At 63.9% G+C, this 16,263-nt stretch carries 15 protein-coding genes, 1 other RNA gene and 1 pseudogene; 6 read left to right on the top strand and 11 right to left on the bottom strand.

What is annotated here, in order from left to right; all coding sequences use genetic code 11:
- Nucleotides 1-23 precede the first annotated feature (23 nt).
- The 6 genes from dksA to dapF form a co-directional block, all read right to left on the bottom strand.
- A complete protein-coding gene (gene dksA / locus AC07OE_RS11660; protein ID WP_495070729.1) occupies nt 24-1,073 on the bottom strand; it encodes an RNA polymerase-binding protein DksA in 1,050 nt (349 codons plus the stop codon).
- A gap of 163 nt (nt 1,074-1,236) precedes the next feature.
- Nucleotides 1,237-2,301 (bottom strand): CobW family GTP-binding protein, encoded by a 1,065-nt coding sequence (locus AC07OE_RS11655; RefSeq protein WP_495070728.1) that lies wholly within the window; start codon nt 2,299-2,301, stop codon nt 1,237-1,239.
- Between the two features lie 92 nt (nt 2,302-2,393).
- Nucleotides 2,394-3,581, bottom strand: coding sequence for a class I SAM-dependent rRNA methyltransferase (locus AC07OE_RS11650; RefSeq protein ID WP_495070727.1), 1,188 nt, complete (start codon nt 3,579-3,581; stop codon nt 2,394-2,396).
- A gap of 134 nt (nt 3,582-3,715) precedes the next feature.
- Nucleotides 3,716-4,678: a tyrosine recombinase XerC gene (locus AC07OE_RS11645; protein WP_495070726.1), complete on the bottom strand. Its 963-nt coding sequence runs from the start codon at nt 4,676-4,678 to the stop codon at nt 3,716-3,718.
- Nucleotides 4,679-4,690: 12 nt separating this feature from the next.
- A complete protein-coding gene (locus tag AC07OE_RS11640) occupies nt 4,691-5,374 on the bottom strand; it encodes a DUF484 family protein (RefSeq protein ID WP_495070725.1) in 684 nt (227 codons plus the stop codon).
- 16 nt (nt 5,375-5,390) lie between these two features.
- A complete protein-coding gene (gene dapF, locus AC07OE_RS11635; protein ID WP_495070724.1) occupies nt 5,391-6,260 on the bottom strand; it encodes a diaminopimelate epimerase in 870 nt (289 codons plus the stop codon).
- Between the two features lie 103 nt (nt 6,261-6,363).
- Here dapF and AC07OE_RS11630 point away from each other — a divergent pair.
- Both AC07OE_RS11630 and AC07OE_RS11625 read left to right on the top strand, forming a co-directional pair.
- Nucleotides 6,364-7,263, top strand: a pseudogene (locus AC07OE_RS11630) (MBL fold metallo-hydrolase); the annotation flags it as partial.
- Nucleotides 7,260-8,219, top strand: coding sequence for an RNA pseudouridine synthase (locus AC07OE_RS11625; RefSeq protein ID WP_495070723.1), 960 nt, complete (start codon nt 7,260-7,262; stop codon nt 8,217-8,219). The pseudogene AC07OE_RS11630 and the gene AC07OE_RS11625, both read left to right, overlap by 4 nt.
- Here the strand turns inward: AC07OE_RS11625 and AC07OE_RS11620 are convergent.
- On the bottom strand, nt 8,216-8,644 hold the full coding sequence (locus AC07OE_RS11620) for a CBS domain-containing protein (RefSeq protein WP_495070722.1): 429 nt from the start codon (nt 8,642-8,644) through the stop codon (nt 8,216-8,218). The two genes, AC07OE_RS11625 and AC07OE_RS11620, sit on opposite strands and share 4 nt — an antisense overlap.
- Nucleotides 8,645-8,692: 48 nt before the next feature.
- An RNA gene (rnpB, locus tag AC07OE_RS11615) (RNase P RNA component class A) lies at nt 8,693-9,039 on the bottom strand.
- 117 nt (nt 9,040-9,156) lie between these two features.
- Here rnpB and cysK point away from each other — a divergent pair.
- Nucleotides 9,157-10,074: a cysteine synthase A gene (gene cysK, locus AC07OE_RS11610; RefSeq protein ID WP_495070721.1), complete on the top strand. Its 918-nt coding sequence runs from the start codon at nt 9,157-9,159 to the stop codon at nt 10,072-10,074.
- On the top strand, nt 10,071-10,661 hold the full coding sequence (locus tag AC07OE_RS11605) for a hypothetical protein (RefSeq protein ID WP_495070720.1): 591 nt from the start codon (nt 10,071-10,073) through the stop codon (nt 10,659-10,661). Before cysK ends, AC07OE_RS11605 begins: the two co-directional genes overlap by 4 nt.
- A gap of 1 nt (nt 10,662) precedes the next feature.
- Here AC07OE_RS11605 and AC07OE_RS11600 read toward each other — a convergent pair whose 3' ends face one another.
- The 3 genes from AC07OE_RS11600 to AC07OE_RS11590 all read right to left on the bottom strand — a co-directional run bounded on the left by AC07OE_RS11600 (nt 10,663) and on the right by AC07OE_RS11590 (nt 13,246).
- Complete coding sequence (locus AC07OE_RS11600; protein WP_495070719.1) at nt 10,663-10,935, bottom strand: DUF2277 domain-containing protein; 273 nt, start codon at nt 10,933-10,935, stop codon at nt 10,663-10,665.
- 65 nt (nt 10,936-11,000) lie between these two features.
- Complete coding sequence (gene eutC, locus AC07OE_RS11595) at nt 11,001-11,840, bottom strand: ethanolamine ammonia-lyase subunit EutC (RefSeq protein ID WP_495070718.1); 840 nt, start codon at nt 11,838-11,840, stop codon at nt 11,001-11,003.
- Between the two features lie 5 nt (nt 11,841-11,845).
- Nucleotides 11,846-13,246, bottom strand: a complete 1,401-nt coding sequence (locus AC07OE_RS11590) for an ethanolamine ammonia-lyase subunit EutB (protein WP_495070717.1) — start codon at nt 13,244-13,246, stop codon at nt 11,846-11,848.
- Nucleotides 13,247-13,336: 90 nt separating this feature from the next.
- Between AC07OE_RS11590 and AC07OE_RS11585 the strand changes: the two genes are divergently transcribed.
- Both AC07OE_RS11585 and AC07OE_RS11580 read left to right on the top strand, forming a co-directional pair.
- Entirely contained in the window at nt 13,337-15,142 is a 1,806-nt protein-coding gene (locus AC07OE_RS11585; protein ID WP_495070716.1) for an NAD(P)/FAD-dependent oxidoreductase, read from the top strand.
- A gap of 73 nt (nt 15,143-15,215) precedes the next feature.
- On the top strand, nt 15,216-16,256 hold the full coding sequence (locus AC07OE_RS11580) for a zinc-dependent alcohol dehydrogenase family protein (RefSeq protein ID WP_495070715.1): 1,041 nt from the start codon (nt 15,216-15,218) through the stop codon (nt 16,254-16,256).
- Nucleotides 16,257-16,263: the final 7 nt, after the last annotated feature.

Here is a 16,263-nt window from a genome sequence, read left to right as displayed (position 1 = left end):
GGGCTGGTTCAGCGCTGGCGTGATCAGTCGCCAAACATCTTCTGCTTGAGCTCACGGCGCTGCTGTGCTTCGAGCGACAGCGTTGCCGTAGGACGCGCCAGCAGACGGCCCACACCAATGGGTTCGCCCGTTTCGTCGCAGTAGCCATAGTCGCCCGCATCAATGCGCGCGATGGACTGCTCGATTTTCTTCAGCAACTTGCGTTCGCGGTCACGCGTGCGCAGTTCCAGAGCGTGCTCTTCCTCAATGGTGGCGCGGTCTGCGGGATCAGGCACCACGGAAGTGTCTTCACGCAAATGTTCGGTGGTTTCACCGGCGCTGTTCAGGATGTCGCGCTTGAGGATGGAGAGTTTGAGGCGGAATGCAGCCAGCTGCACATCGTTCATGTACTCGGAGTCGGGCATGGCCAACAACTCAGCATCGGTCAACTCAGCAGCAGGCTTGGACTTCCAGTTGTTGGCAAGCTTGGCGTCCTTCTTGGCAATGGACGGGATAACGGGAGCAATCACGGGGGAGGACATGGTAAGGGTGTAAGTGGCTTTGGCGGCTGTGGATGCCACAGATTGCGCCATGGATGGCACGGTGAGTTGCGCCAACCGGGAAGACGGGCGTCCTGATTTCGCAGGGACCGCGGGCACTGGCGCCACGGCCACCACAGCAGCCGCTTTGGCGGCAGTGGGCTTGCTGGCAACAGGCGTCGGCGCCTTGGCGACAGACTTGGCCACCGGCTTCTCGGCAGGTGCCTTGATTTTAACTGCTGGCTTGGGCGCGGCCTTGGGGGCCACCTTCGCAACAGGTTTGGCAGCGGCCTTGGCCACTGTTTTCGCTGGGGTCTTGGCGGCCGCTTTCACGGGGGCCTTGGCCACAGGCTTGTTGGCCTTCACCATTTTGGCAGCTGGCTTGGCCACAGCTTTGGGCGCGGCCTTGGCTGCGGGCTTGGCCGCAACCTTCGCGGACGCCTTCACTGCCGGCTTGGCAGGTGCTTTGGCACTGGGTTTTGCGCTGACCTTGGCTTTGGCGTCCTTAGCTTTGACGGCTTTGGCTTTGGTATCTTTCCCGGAATTCGCTTTCACTTCTTGTCTCCTGGCAGTACTCGCCTGCGCATGGTCCCTGGTGGCTGCAACCCCTCTCGCCGCCTTTGCAGACAGTGAAACGGGGGTTTCTTCGGCGCGCGAGTGTACAGGTTTCCCCATCGGGAAACCCATCAGTTGCAAAAGCGAGACAAACATTTGAGAATCAGACCAAGGATTGCTCCATGCCCTGCAGGAATATGTCTTTGGGCAGATCAATGCCGATGAAGACCATTTTGCTGGACTTCTGCTCGCCCTCAGCCCAGGCAGGCCCCAAATCGCTGCCCATGAGCTGGTGCACGCCCTGGAAGATCACCTTGCGCTCGGTGCCCTTCATATAGAGCACCCCCTTGTAGCGCAGCATGCGCGGGCCATAGATATTGACCACGGCGCCCAGAAAATCTTCCAGCTTGGCCGGATCGAAAGGCCGGTCGGACTTGAAGACAAAGCTCTTCACATCGTCATCGTGGTGATGGTGGTGCGCATGGTCATGACCATGGTCGTGCTGGTGCGAGGGGTGGTCGCAGTGCTCGCCATGATCATGATCATGGTGGTGTCCATGGTCGTGGTCGTCGTCCTTGAGGAAGTCGGGGTCGATGTCCAGTTTGGCATTCAGGTTAAAGCCGCGCAGGTCAAACACCTCCTTCAGCGACACATCGCCAAAGTGCACCGCCTTTTGTGGCGCACGCGGGTTCATGTGCTTGATGCGATGCGTCAGGGCATCGAGCTCTTCCTTGGACACCAGATCCGACTTGCTGATGAATATCTGGTCGGCAAATCCGATCTGGCGGCGCGCCTCCTGGCGGTCATTGAGCTGCTGGTCGGCATGCTTGGCATCCACCAGCGTCAGGATGGAGTCCAGCAGGTAGGTTTCGGCAATCTCGTCATCCATAAAAAAGGTCTGCGCCACCGGGCCGGGGTCGGCCACACCGGTGGTTTCGATCACCACGCGCTCAAAGTCGAGTTCGCCCTTGCGCTTCTTCTCGGCCAGGTCTTTCAGGGTGGTTCGCAGGTCTTCACGGATGGTGCAGCAAACGCAGCCGTTGCTCATCTGGATGATCTGCTCGGTGGTCTCGCTGACCAGGATGTCGCTGTCGATGTTCTCTTCACCGAACTCGTTTTCGATGACGGCGATCTTCTGGCCATGGGCTTCGGCCAGCACGCGCTTCAAAAGCGTGGTTTTACCGGAACCGAGGAAGCCGGTCAGGATGGTGGCGGGAATCAGGCTCATCGTTCAATCCAAAAATGGTGCAGTGCAAAAAGAAGACAACTGCGAAGTGTAGTCAGCAATTCAAAGTTTGGCAGGGCCCGGTGTTGATAGGGTTACAGGGCGCGCCGCATCACTACCAGGCCTTTGAGGTACTCCCCCTCCGGGAAGGCAATGGTCATGGGATGGTCGGGGGCACCGCCCATGCGCTCCGTGATATAGCCGTCCACCCCGGCATCCGAGCCGGCCCCGGCAATGATTTTGTGGAACAGGTCGGCACTGATACCGCCCGAGCAGCTGTAGGTGAACAGCACGCCGCCGGGCTCCAACAGCTTGAACGCGAGACGGTTGATGTCCTTGTAGGCACGCGCCGCGCGCTCGGCATGGGCCACGGTGGGCGCAAACTTGGGTGGGTCCAGGATGATGGCGTCAAAGGTGCGGCCCTCGGCCCCAAACGCCCGCAGGCTGGCGTTCACGTCGGCGTCCATGAAGGTGGCACGGCTGGCCTCAAAGCCATTGAGCGCCACGTTGGCGGCGGCCTTTTCAATCGCTGGGCCACTGGAGTCAATGGAGGTGACATGCCCCGCCCCGCCGGACAGGGCCGCTACGGTGAACCCCCCTGTGTAGCAATAGCAATTGAGCACGCGCTGGAAGCCCAGGCGACGCGTGGCGTCGGCAAAACGCTTGCGGCTGTCGCGCTGGTCCAGGTAGAAGCCGGTTTTGTGGCCCTCGGCGATGGACAGGGCCAGCTTCCACTCGTGCTCCTGCAGCACCAGGTCCGTGGGCCCCTCGCCGCGCAGCCAGCCCGTGGCTTCAGGCAGGCCTTCCAGGGCACGGCTGCTGGCATCAGAACGCTCATAGAGTTTGGTCAGGCCCGTAGCAGCCAAGAGTGCGTCGGCAATCACGTCCTTCCACTTCTCCACGCCGGCCGAGGTGAACTGGGCCACCAGCGTGTCGCCGTAGCGGTCCACGATCAAACCGGGCAGGCCATCGGACTCGCCATGGACCAGGCGCACGCCGTCGCTTTTTATATCAAATCGGGCTCTAGCCCCCACAGACGCTTCGCAAGCAGCTATGAAAAAGCTAGCATCGATACGTTGGGCTTCGTCAAAACTCCAGACCCGGGCGCGGATCTTGGACTGCGGACTGAAGGCCGCCCAGCCCAGAAACTGGCCCTCCACCGATTCCACGCGCACGGTCTCGCCACTGTCGCCGCCGCCCTTGGCGATGGCGGACTCGAATATCCAGGGGTGGCGGCGCAACAGGGAGCGCTCTTTGCCGGCGCGCAGACGAATGGTTTTCATAGCCGGGTATTGTCGCTTGCGAGCGCGCCGCCTGTGGAGTGGGCCCGCGGGCGGCCGATTTCTGCGCGTTGGGCAGTATGAGGCCGCCCGCAGGCCCTCTCCACAGGCTCGGAGACTCGGCAAGCGAAGAGGAGTTAGGACCCCTTTTTCAACTTCGCGCGCGGGTGGGCCGCGTCATAGGCTTTGGCCAGATGCTGGAAGTCCAGCCGCGTGTAGACCTGCGTAGTGGTGATGTTGGCGTGGCCCAGCAGCTCCTGCACGGCACGCAGGTCGCCACTGCTTTGCAGCACGTGGCTGGCAAACGAATGGCGCAGCATGTGGGGATGCACCGGAGTGTTGAGCCCGGCGAGCTGGCTGCGGCGCTTCAAGCGCTGCCAGACGCTCTGGGCAGTCAGCCGCGTGCCATTGCGCCCGGTAAATAAAGCGGCGGCATCGGCCTGCGTGGCGGCCGTAGGCGCCCCGGTGGCCGTGCCCAGCGGGCCGCGCAGTTCCAGCCAACGTGCCAGCGCCTCCAGCGCGGTGTGGCCCACCGGCACGGTGCGGCGCTTGCTGCCCTTGCCCAGCACATGGGCCTCGGCGGCCTGCAGGTCCACCCAGCCTTTGGCGTCCTTGCCGGCCACCACGTCCAGCCCCACCAGTTCACCCACACGCAGGCCGCTGCCATAGAGCAGCTCCACCATGGCCGCGTCGCGCGCTTCCAGCCAGGCGTTGTCATCGCTCTCAAAGTCGGCAAACTGCACCGCGTCGTCCACGGCCAGCGCCTTGGGCAGGGGTTTGGGGGCCTTGGGGGAGCGCACGTCCTGCACCGGGTTGCTGTTCACCAGGCCCTGCCGGCCCAGCCAGGTGTAGAAACCGCGCCAGCCTGAGAGGATGAGCGCAATGCCACGGCCGCTGCGACCGCCGCTGTGCATCTGCGCCACCCAGCGGCGGATGTGGTTGTTTTTCACCTCGACCAGGGCCACGGGCACCTTGGCCGCGTTGGCGCTGAGCTTGCCCAGGTCCAGCGCGTACAGCTCCACCGTGCGCGCCGCCAGGCGCTTTTCTACACGGACGTACTCCAGGTATTTTTCAACCAGCGAGGCATCATCCGTGTGCACGGCCAGAGGGGCTTAGCGCAGGCGCGAAAGGGCCGCGCTGGCTAAGTCGCCAATGCGGGCCAGGAAGTCGGTGCCCATGCCGCTGTTGAAGCGGTGCGCGTCGCTGGAGGCCAGCACCAGCAGGCCAAACACGCCGCTCTCACCGCGCAGGGGAATCAGCGCCAGCGAGCTGACGTGGGCCGCATCCTCCAGCCAGCCCACGGCTTCAAAGCCGGTGTTCAGACCGCAGAAGGGCTCGGCCAGCGAGGCGGCGAACACCTTGGCGTCGTCGCTCACACCTTGGGCAAAGGGCAGACCTGCGTATGGCGCCGCCACATCCCACACACGCAAACCCACCTGGGGCACGGCGAACTGGTCCTGGATTTCCTGCACGATTTGAGCGGGCAGGGTTTGCACATCCGTGGTGAGAAACAGCGTGCGCGCCCAACGCAGGATCTTGTCCGACAGCATGACGTTCTCGTTGCCGTTGCGGATCATTTCCATGATGCGCTGCTCCAGCAGCTTGATCTTCTCGCGCAGCATCTCGGCCTGGCGCTCCTGCAGGCTCACCGCGCGGTGGCTGTGCGGGCTGGTGAACTGCACCGTGGCCAGCAGCTCTGCATGGCGCTGGAAGAAGTCGGGCGTGTTGGCCAGGTAATTGGCGATGTCGTCTTCGGTAATGGGGTTGGCCAGGGCCTGGTTCACGGGTGTAGTCATGGTGCGATCGTTGGGGTTATTCAGGAAGGTCAATTTCGCCGTGGAACACGGTGGTGGCGGGGCCGGTCATGAACACCGAGGCGTCGCCGCCGGCCCATTCGATGGTGAGCACGCCGCCATGGGTTTGCACCTCCACGCGGGCGTCCAGCAGGCCCAGGCGAATGCCGGAAACCACGGCCGCACAGGCACCCGTGCCACAGGCCAGGGTTTCGCCCACGCCGCGCTCATACACGCGCAGGCGCACATGGCTGCGGTCCACCACCTGCAGAAAGCCCACGTTCACGCCTTGCGGGAAGCGCGGGCTGGCCTGCACGGCCGGGCCCAGCGTCGCCACGGCGGCGGTGTCCACGTTGTCCACCAGCGTTACCGCATGGGGGTTGCCCATGGATACCGTTGCTACCAAAAGAGGAGCTGCCTGCGCGCTATCCACGAGGGCTAGCGGCCAATTTCCCCATGTACCCATGGACTGCAACGTCAGACCGTTGTCATCAAACGGAATCTCGGCGGGCGTGAACACGGGGGCGCCCATGTCTACGGTGACGCGGCCATCGGCGTTCAGGCGCGGTTCGATCACGCCCTTCATGGTCTGCACGCGGATGCGGTCCTTGGTGGTCAGGCCCTTGTCGTGCACAAAGCGGGCAAAGCAACGCGAGCCGTTGCCGCACTGCTCCACCTCGTTGCCGTCGGCGTTGTGGATGACGTATTCGAAGTCGATGCCCTCCGCCGGCGAGGGGCGCACCGTGAGGATCTGGTCGGCACCCACGCCAAAGTGGCGGTCGCCCAGAAAGCGGTAGTGGGCCTCGGTGAGGCCCAGGCGGCCACGCGTTTCGTCGAGCACGACAAAGTCGTTGCCCGCGCCCTGCATTTTGGTGAACGGAATTCGCATGGCCGAATTATCCGCGTTTGGCCGTACCATCCAGCGCATGGCTAGACCCACCCACATCCTGTCTGCGGATACTCTTCCCGCAGCCGCCTCGCTGATCGACGCTTGGCAAACCGACCGCCCCGTGCCCTTGCTGCGCAACGTGCTGCGCCTGACCGCCCCGAATCCGGGCGTGATGACTGGCCCCGGCACCAACAGCTACCTGGTGGGCGAACCGGCCACCGGCTTTACCGTGATCGACCCCGGCCCGGCCGATGCCGACCATTTGCAGCGCCTGTGGCAGGCCGCGGCGTTTGAAGACGGCAGCGGCGGCAATATCCTGCGCATCGTCTGCACCCATTCCCACCCCGACCATTCGCCGGGTGCAGCACCGCTGCAGGCCCTCTGCCAGGGCGGCCCGCCTATTCTGGGGCTCCCGTCTGCCCCCACGGCGCGCGCAGCCAGCGACTTCACCCCGGACCGTCCGCTATTAAATCAGGAGCTGCTTGCGCATATGCTGCCGAGGCTTGACGTGCAAAGTGCATTGAAACCCGTGCACACGCTGCAGGTGATTTATACGCCCGGCCATGCGGCCAACCACATCTGCCTGCTGCTCGAAGAAGATGGCCTGCTGTTCAGCGGCGACCACATCCTCAACGGCAGCACCACGGTGATCGACCCGCCCGATGGCAACATGCGCGATTACCTGGATTCGCTGGACGCGTTGACCGCGGCCTGCACCGAACTGGGCGTGCAGTACATCCTGCCGGCGCATGGCCATGTGATCGACGGTGCGCTGGAGGCGATTGCCAAGCTGAAAGCCCACCGCCTGGCGCGCGAGGCCAAGATTGCCGCCGTAATGAAGGCCCATCCGCTGGGCAGTCTGGACGACTGGCTGCCGCTGGCCTATGACGACGTAGACCCGCGCATCTGGCCCGTGGCCAAGCGCTCGTTGCTGGCGCATGTGGAGCGCATTTACGCCCTGGACAATCCGGGAGCCCCAAAAAACCAAGAAGGCCAGCCATGAGCACCTCGGACTCCAAACCCCCACGCCCCACGCTGCGCAAGCCCGTCAAACCGCCGCGCACGGTAGTGGCACCGGCACCTGTGGCACCCAGACCCAGCCCGGTGGCCGCGGCACCCGGGCCAGCCCCCTCGACCAAAAAGCCGCGCTTTCGCAAACCGCGCAAGGAAACCGTGACAGAGGCTGCGCCGGCGGCCACGACTGGCGAGCGTCTGTCCAAGCGTGTCATGGCGATCAAGGAATGCTCCCGCAAAGAAGCGGAGCAGTACATCGAGGGCGGCTGGGTACGCGTGAATGGCGTCGTGGTGGAAGAGCCCGCCCACCGGGTGGGCCATGAGGCCGTCACCCTGGACCCGGAAGCCAGCCTGCTGAACCTCAGCGATGTGACTTTGCTGCTCAACAAGCCAGCCGGCTACACCGACGGCACGGAGGAGCTGCCTCCCGCACGCGGACGCAAGGCCACGCCCGACGCACGCAGCCTGCTGACCCCGCAAACCCACTGGCAACACGACCCTACCACCACCCCGGTGCTGAAGCGCCATTTCAACCACCTGGAAGCCGATGTCGAACTCGAAACCGGTGCCACGGGCCTGGTAGTGTTCACCCAGGACTGGCGCACCACGCGCAAGCTGACCGAAGACATGGGCACCATGGAGCACGAGTTTCTGGTGGAGGTGAAGGGCGAGGTCGCGCCCGACGCACTCAAGCCCATTGCTTACGCGCTGAAGGACGAACGCAACAACCTCCCGCCTGTCAAAGTGAGTGTGAACAGCAGCACACCCGAAATGAGCCGCTTGCGCTTTGCCATCAAGGGCTCACACCCGGGTCTGGTGGCTTATCTCTGTGCCGAGGCGAAGCTGGAAATTCTGGCCATACGCCGCATCCGCCTGGGACGGGTCACGATCGCCGATGTGCCCGTGGGCCAGTGGCGCTTTCTGGCCGGCTACGAGAAGTTTTAGGAAGAAATGTAGTTCTGCAGCTGGCTGATGGTGAGCTCGCGGTCCTTGATGATGTTGTCCATCAGGTCACGGATCGAGATCATGCCCAGCACCTTGCTGCCGTCCACCACGGGCAAGTGGCGGATCTTCTTCTGGCTCATGAGCGTCATGCAGTCGTCAGTGGAGGTTCGGGGGGTAACCGTGAGCACCTGGGCGGTCATGATGTCGCGCACCTTGGTGTCTTTGGAGGATCGGCCCGCCAGGGCAATTTTGCGGGTGTAGTCACGTTCGGAGAACACGCCCACCAGCTTGTCGCCCTCCATCACCATCAGGGCCCCCACATTGCAATCGGCCAGCATTTCGAGGGCGTTGTACACGCTGTCCTCGGGGCTCAGGCTCCAGATGGAGCCACCGTGTTTTTCCAACAGTTCAAGAATCGGTCGCATGGTCCCATCTCCCAATGACTGTGAAGACCCAACCATACAACAAAAAAAGTGTGAAGCCCACCGATAAGCCGGATTCTGTGCACGGGGGTTTCCCCCCATGTGACCACCATTACTCTGGGCCGCTGGTCACCCAAACGGCTCGATGCTACCTACCCGCCAACTCCGGGGGCCCCGTCAACGTTGGCCTACTTGGTATTGCTGCGCGTAGAGATTGCCCGTTTCACCCGCACTAAAGCGGCTCGTCTCTGTTGCTCTAATCCTCACCTTAGGGCCATGCACTTGCGTGCACAGCTTGTCAGTGGACAGTCGTTAACTGCTACGCTGCCCTATGCAGTCCGGACGTTCCTCCAGTGCCTGGTTTCCCAGATTGCACCAGCGGTGGTCTGGCGGGCTTCACCCCCCGATTATCGGTCCTGCGCGCACGGGGCATATCCATATGCCCAAACTGTCGTTCGCCGGTCATGCATTTGGCAGAGAATGCTTGCGTTCCTTTCCCACTCCGGAGACCCCTCATGGCTTTCGACAACGTCCTGCAAACCATCGGCAACACCCCCCATATCCGCATCAACAAGCTGTTTGGCAACACGCACCACGTGTATGTGAAGAGCGAGCGCAGCAACCCCGGCGGCTCGATCAAAGACCGGATTGCCCTGGCCATGGTGGAAGACGCCGAGAAACGCGGCGCCCTGAAGCCCGGCGCCACCATCATCGAGCCCACCTCGGGCAACACCGGCGTGGGCTTGGCGCTGGTGGCTGCTGTCAAGGGCTACAAGCTGATCTTGGTCATGCCCGACAGCATGTCCATCGAACGCCGCCGCCTCATGTTGGCCTATGGCGCCACCTTTGACCTGACCCCGCGCGAAAAAGGCATGAAGGGCGCCATTGCCCGCGCCCAGGAACTGGCTGAGCAAACGCCGGGCGCCTGGATTCCGCAGCAGTTTGAAAACCCGGCCAACATCGACGTGCATGTGCGCACCACGGCGCTGGAAATCTCCAATGACTTCCCCCAGGGCGTGGACGTCATCATCACCGGCGTAGGCACCGGCGGTCACCTGAGCGGTGTGGCCCAGGCACTCAAGGCCAAGTGGCCCAAGCTGAAAGTGTTTGCGGTGGAACCCAGCGCGTCGCCCGTGATCAGTGGCGGTGCGCCCTCGCCCCACCCCATCCAGGGCATCGGCGCGGGTTTCGTCCCCAAGAACCTGAAGACCGAGCTCCTCGATGGCGTCATCCAGGTGGAAGCCGAGGCCGCCCGCGAATATGGGCGCCGCAGCGCACGGGAAGAAGGCCTGCTGGTGGGTATCTCCAGCGGCGCCACGCTCGCCGCCATCGCGCAAAAGCTGCCTGGAATTCCGGCCGGTGCCACGGTGCTGGGATTCAACTACGATACGGGTGAACGTTATCTCTCTGTAGAAGGATTTCTTCCCACATGACCACATTCACTACCCGCTGGATGGTTGCCGCCGCACTGGGAATGGCCGCCTTGATGCCTGCCCATGCACTGGATGCCGGTGACGCGCCCAACCTCAAAGCGGGTGCCACGTTGGCCCTGCCGGCGGTCGGTGGCAATGCGGCAAGCACCCTCAAGGTGGCCCATGTCCACCCCGTGCGCAGCGACGATGGCGTCTGGTACCAAATCCTCGGCAGTTCTGCCGATGGCCAGGAGCAACTGGTCTATGCCGACCTGTCGGCCAAACCGCCCAAGGTAGAAGTCATGCTCAAGCGGGTCAACCTGCGCAAACTGGTGGACCGCCCGCGCAAGTTTCTGGACGCCGTGGAAGACGATGAAAAAGGCGAGCTGACCCTGGACGGCGTGGTGTACCGCTACAACGACAAAGAGTCCGACGAAGGCTCCCTGGAGCCGGACGGCAACGCCGCGCAGGCCCAGCCGTTCAATTACCTGGTGTTCACCTCAACCCAGGACCCCAGCCTCAGCATCCAGGTGATGCGCTGGTCGGAAGAGAAGTTTGACGCCTACCTGATCCAGCAAGTGGCGGCGTCTGACGCCAAGCTCCAGTAACTCAGGCACCGCCAAAGCGCGCGGCAGAGCGGGCTTTGGCCCGGGCCGCCTCCACCTCGCGGTTGCGCGGTTCCGCACTGGTAACCAGCGAGGCGATTAGCGTGCGCGCCACGTCCGCCACCTGTTCCACGGCCAGATTGAACGCCTCGGCATTGGCCTGTGAAGGCACATTGAAACCACTGAGCTTGCGCACAAACTGCAGGGATGCATCGCGGATTTCCAGCTCGGTGGCGGGCGGTTCAAAGTTGAACAGGGTCTTGATGTTGCGGCACATACGCAGGCTCCGGTGGCAGTTACGGCGGCATCTTACGTCTGCCGCAACCCCAATGCCACGCGGGCTTAGCGCAGCAGGAAATTGCCCTGCGCTGCGACCTGCACCCGCGCGCCGCCGTCTGTCTCGTCCTTGAGGTCCACGCCCGAGAGCTGGCGCTGGCGTGCCTGGGTCAGCAGGTAGCGCAACTTGAAGGCGGCTTCCTCATACGCCAGCCCCGCGGGGCGCACGTTGGAGATGCAGTTGCGGCTGGCATCGGTCAGCCCCAGGCGCGGCATCCAGGTCAGGTACAGGCCCATGCTGTCCGGCGAACTCAGGCCCGGGCGCTCGCCAATCAACACCACCACGGCCTTGGCACCCAGCGCCTGCCCGATCTCATCGCCAATGGCCACACGGGACTGCTGGGCGATACACAGCGGCGCCACGCGCCAGCCCTCGCCCTCCATGCGACGGTGCAAGGCCTGCAAAAACGGGGCAGCGTTCTGCTCGATGGCCAAGGCGGAAAGACCGTCCGCCACCACAAAGGCCAGGTCATAGGGGCGGTCCTGCAGCACGTCATCCGCAGGCGCGGGCCGGTACAGCTGCGACAGCAAGTCCAGAGAGGCCGCATCCAGACGGCGCCCCAGGTCCGGGCGCTGCAGGTAGTGGTTGCGATCGATGGCCGCGCTATGCAGCAGCACACAGGGCGGCGGTGCATCGGGCCAGGCCGCGGCCAGCGCATCGGCCAGGAGGGGCACGTCCAGCCCGCGGTGCACGGCGTCACGCGCACGGGCATGGGCCAGCTGGAAGGCCAGGTGTGCACCGGTCGGCAGGCTCACACCCGAACGCCCCAGCGCAATGCGCGCATCGGTGAACTGGCGCAGCACCGACCAGGGATTGGCGGTCACGGGGGACGGGGTTTCACTCATAGGGCTCAGGCCAGTTGCAGCAGGGCTTTGTGGAACGCCGGGGGCAGCGTGGGGTGCAGGGCAAAGGCCGGACCCGCCTCGCTGAAGATTTGCATGCGCTGCAGCCAGGCCTCGAATTCGGGCGCGGGCCGCAGGCCCAGCACCCGGCGGGCGTAGAGCGCGTCGTGGAACGAGGTCGTCTGGTAGTTCAGCATGATGTCGTCCGACCCCGGAATGCCCATCACGAAGTTGCAGCCCGCGGCCCCCAGCAGGGTCAGTAGCACGTCCATGTCGTTCTGGTCCGCCTCGGCGTGGTTGGTGTAGCAGACGTCGCAACCCATGGGCAGGCCCAGCAGCTTGGCGCAAAAGTGGTCTTCCAGCCCGGCGCGGATGATTTGTTTGCCGTCAAACAGGTACTCCGGGCCAATGAAGCCCACCACGGTGTTGACCAGCAGCGGCTTGTAGTGGCGCGCCACCGCGTAGGCACGGGCCTCGCAGGTCTGCTGGTCCATGCCATAGTGCGCATTGGCCGACAGGGCGCTGCCCTGCCCGGTCTCAAAATACATGACGTTGTCGCCCACCGTGCCGCGCTGTAGCGACAAGGCCGCACTGCGCGCCTCGGCCAGCAGCGCCAGGTTCAGGCCAAAGCTACTGTTGGTGGCCTCGGTGCCGCCGATGGACTGGAACACCAGATCCACCGGCGCGCCGCGTTCAATGGCCTGCATGGAGTTGGTCACATGCGTCAGCACGCAGGACTGGGTGGGAATGTCGTACCGGCTGATGATGTCGTCCATCATGTGCACCAACTTGACCACCTGGGTCACGTTGTCGGTGGCGGGGTTGATGCCGATGACCGCGTCCCCACTGCCGTACAGCAGGCCGTCCAGCAGGCTGGCAGCAATGCCTGTGGTGTCGTCGGTGGGGTGGTTGGGCTGTAGCCGGGTGGCCATGCGCCCGGCCAGGCCCAGGGTATTGCGGAATGCGGTGACCACGCGGCATTTTTTGGCCACCAGAATCAGATCCTGGTTGCGCATGAGCTTGCTGACCGCGGCCGCCATCTCCGGTGTGATACCCGGTGCCAGCGCGGACAGCGTGGCGCTGTCCACCGCGTCGCTGAGCAACCAGTTGCGAAAATCCCCCACCGTCAGGTGACTCACCAGGGCAAAGGCCGCGGCGTCGTGGCTGTCCAGGATGAGGCGCGTAACCTCGTCCGCTTCGTATGGCACCAGGGCCTCGCTCAGGAACCGGCGCAGCGGCACCTCCGCCAGCGCCATCTGGGCCACGGCCCGCTCTTCGGCGCTGTGCGCCGCCACGCCCGCCAACACGTCGCCCGAGCGCAGCGGCGTGGCCTTGGCCATCAGGTCTTTGAGATCGCGAAAGCCGTAGGTGCGGGGACCCAGGGTGTAGGAGTAGGAATGGCTTGGCACATGAATACCCAAGCAATCAACGTGCCTGGACACGCCACACCGGCACCGCATTTAAAATTGCGGTCTGCTTGATAACCACGAGCCCACCCCATGATTCGCCTGACTGAACTCAAACTCCCCCTGTCCGCCCTGCCCGTGGAAGCGCGCCGTGCCGCGGATGCCCCGACCGAGACCGACGCCGACCGCGCGCCCGTGGCGCACCCGATTGACGCGCTGAAACGCCTGTGCGCCCAGGCGCTGGGCATGGATGTCGCGGCCATTGCCGACCTGCACGTGTTCAAACGCAGCTTTGATGCGCGCAAGGCGGACCTGCTGGCGGTCTACATCGTGGACATCACGCTGGTCGATTCCGCGCAGGAGGCCCCGCTGCTGGCTCGCTTCCCGAATCACCCGCACATCAGCGCCACGCCCGACATGGCTTACCGCTTTGTCGCGCAGGCACCCAACAACCTGCCAGAGCGCCCGGTCGTTGTGGGTTTTGGGCCCTGCGGCATGTTTGCGGCGCTGGTGCTGGCGCAAATGGGCTTCAGGCCCATCGTGCTGGAGCGTGGGAAACCGGTGCGTGAGCGCACCAAGGACACCTGGGGCCTGTGGCGCAAAAAGACGCTGAACCCCGAGAGCAATGTGCAGTTTGGAGAAGGCGGCGCCGGAACGTTCTCCGACGGCAAGCTCTACAGCCAGATCAAGGACCCGCGCTTTTTGGGCCGCAAAGTGATGCACGAGTTTGTGCAGCACGGCGCCCCGGCCGAGATCCTCTACGAGGCGCACCCGCACATCGGCACCTTCAAGCTGGTGAAGGTGGTGGAAGGCATACGCGAGCAGATCATTGCGCTGGGTGGCGAGATACGCTTTGAGCAACGCGTCACCGACGTGCTACTAAATCAGGAGCTGTCCGTGCAATCCCTCCGCGGGCTAGAGATCGAAAACCTTCAAAACGGCAGCCGCTACGTGCTGCCTGCCAGCCACGTGGTGATGGCACTGGGCCACAGCTCACGCGACACCTTTGCCATGCTCTACGAGCGCGGCGTGGCCATGCAGGCCAAGCCGTTCTCGGTGGGCTTTCGCATCGAACATCCGCAGGGCGTGATCGACCGCGCGCGCTGGGGTCGCCATGCGGGCCATCCCCTGCTGGGCGCGGCCGACTACAAGCTGGTGCACCACGCAGCGAATGGGCGTGCGGTCTACAGCTTCTGCATGTGCCCGGGTGGCACCGTGGTGGCGGCCACCAGCGAACCGGGCCGCGTGGTTACCAACGGCATGAGCCAGTATTCGCGCAACGAGCGCAATGCCAATGCGGGCATGGTGGTGGGCATAGACCCGCCCGACTACCCGGACGATGTGACCGCCTTTGTGCACGCCTTTGGTGAAGAGAAAGGCCAGCGCTACGCGGCCGAAGCGGCGGCCATGAAGGCCCGGGACCCCAAGGCCGCGCACCCCATGTCCGGCATTGCCTTCCAGCGCCAACTGGAGAGTGGTGCCTACACGCTGGGCGGCGGCACCTACGAAGCGCCGGGCCAGTTGGTGGGCGACTTCATCGCGGCCAAACCTTCCACCGCGTTTGGCAGCGTCACCCCCTCGTACAAACCCGGCGTAAAGCTGGGCGACCTGGCCCCCAGCCTGCCCGGCTATGCCATTGCCGCGCTGCGCGAGGCACTGCCTGTGTTTGGCAAGAAGATCAAGGGCTTTGACATGGCCGATGCGGTGCTGACCGGTGTGGAAACCCGCACCTCCAGCCCCATCAAGATGCCGCGTGGCGAAGATCTGCAAAGCACCAACGTGCGCGGTCTGTACCCGGCGGGAGAGGGTGCCTCGTATGCGGGCGGTATTTTGTCGGCGGGGGTGGACGGCATCAAGGTGGCTGAGGCGCTTGCACTGGCCATGTGTTCAACTTCTTAGCCTCGCTCAAAACAGAGAAGGTATTCATCGGTAATTTCTATACTGACGGACCCATTCAGCGCCAAGGATTTTCATGAAAGCAGTGGTTTACGAAGCCTTTTCCGCACCGCCCCAACTCCGGCAGGTGCCTGACCCTTCGCCGCAAAACCATGGGGTGGTCATCCAGGTGATGGCCACGGGCGTCTGCCGCAGCGACTGGCATGGCTGGGTGGGCCATGACTCGGACATTCGCCTTCCCCACGTTCCGGGCCATGAGTTTGCGGGCATCGTCCAGGCGGTAGGCAAGGACGTGAAGCAATGGAAGCGGGGCGATCGCGTCACGGTGCCGTTCGTCGCGGCTTGCGGCCATTGCCCCGAATGCCATGCGGGACACCACCAGGTGTGCGACCACCAGTTTCAACCAGGCTTTACCCATTGGGGTTCGTTTGCCGAGTACGTGGCCATCGACCAGGCCGACATCAACCTGGTGGCACTGCCCGACACCCTGGATTTCGCCACTGCAGCCAGCCTGGGTTGCCGTTTCGCCACCTCATTTCGTGCGGTCGTCGACCAGGGCAAGACATCGGCCGGACAGTGGGTGGCCGTGCACGGCTGCGGCGGTGTGGGCCTGTCGGCGATCATGATTGCCAACGCCGTGGGTGCCAACGTCATTGCCATCGACATTTCCGACGACAAACTGCAACTGGCCCGCGCGCTGGGGGCCGTTGCCACGGTGAACGCCACGCAGGTCGCCTGCGTGGTCGAAGCCGTACGCGACATCAGCCAAGGCGGCGTACACGTGTCGCTGGACGCCCTGGGACATCCCACCACCTGCTTCAACTCCATCAGCAACCTGCGCAAGCGCGGCAAGCACATCCAGGTAGGGCTGATGCTGGGCGAGCACACCACACCTGCAGTCCCCATGGCCAAGGTCATTGCCCACGAGCTGGAAATCCTGGGCAGCCACGGCATGCAGGCCTACCGCTACGATGCCATGCTGGCGATGATGCTATCGGGCAAGCTGGCGCCCGAGAAACTGGTAGGGCAACGAATCAGCCTCGCCCAGTCGATTGATGCGCTCATGAACATGGACAAGTTCGAGGTGGCTGGTGCCACCGTGGTGACGGAGTTCTGACCGTGGC

This window comes from Rhodoferax sp. GW821-FHT09E07, assembly GCF_059416145.1.
This window is presented reverse-complemented; position numbering and strand designations above follow the sequence as displayed.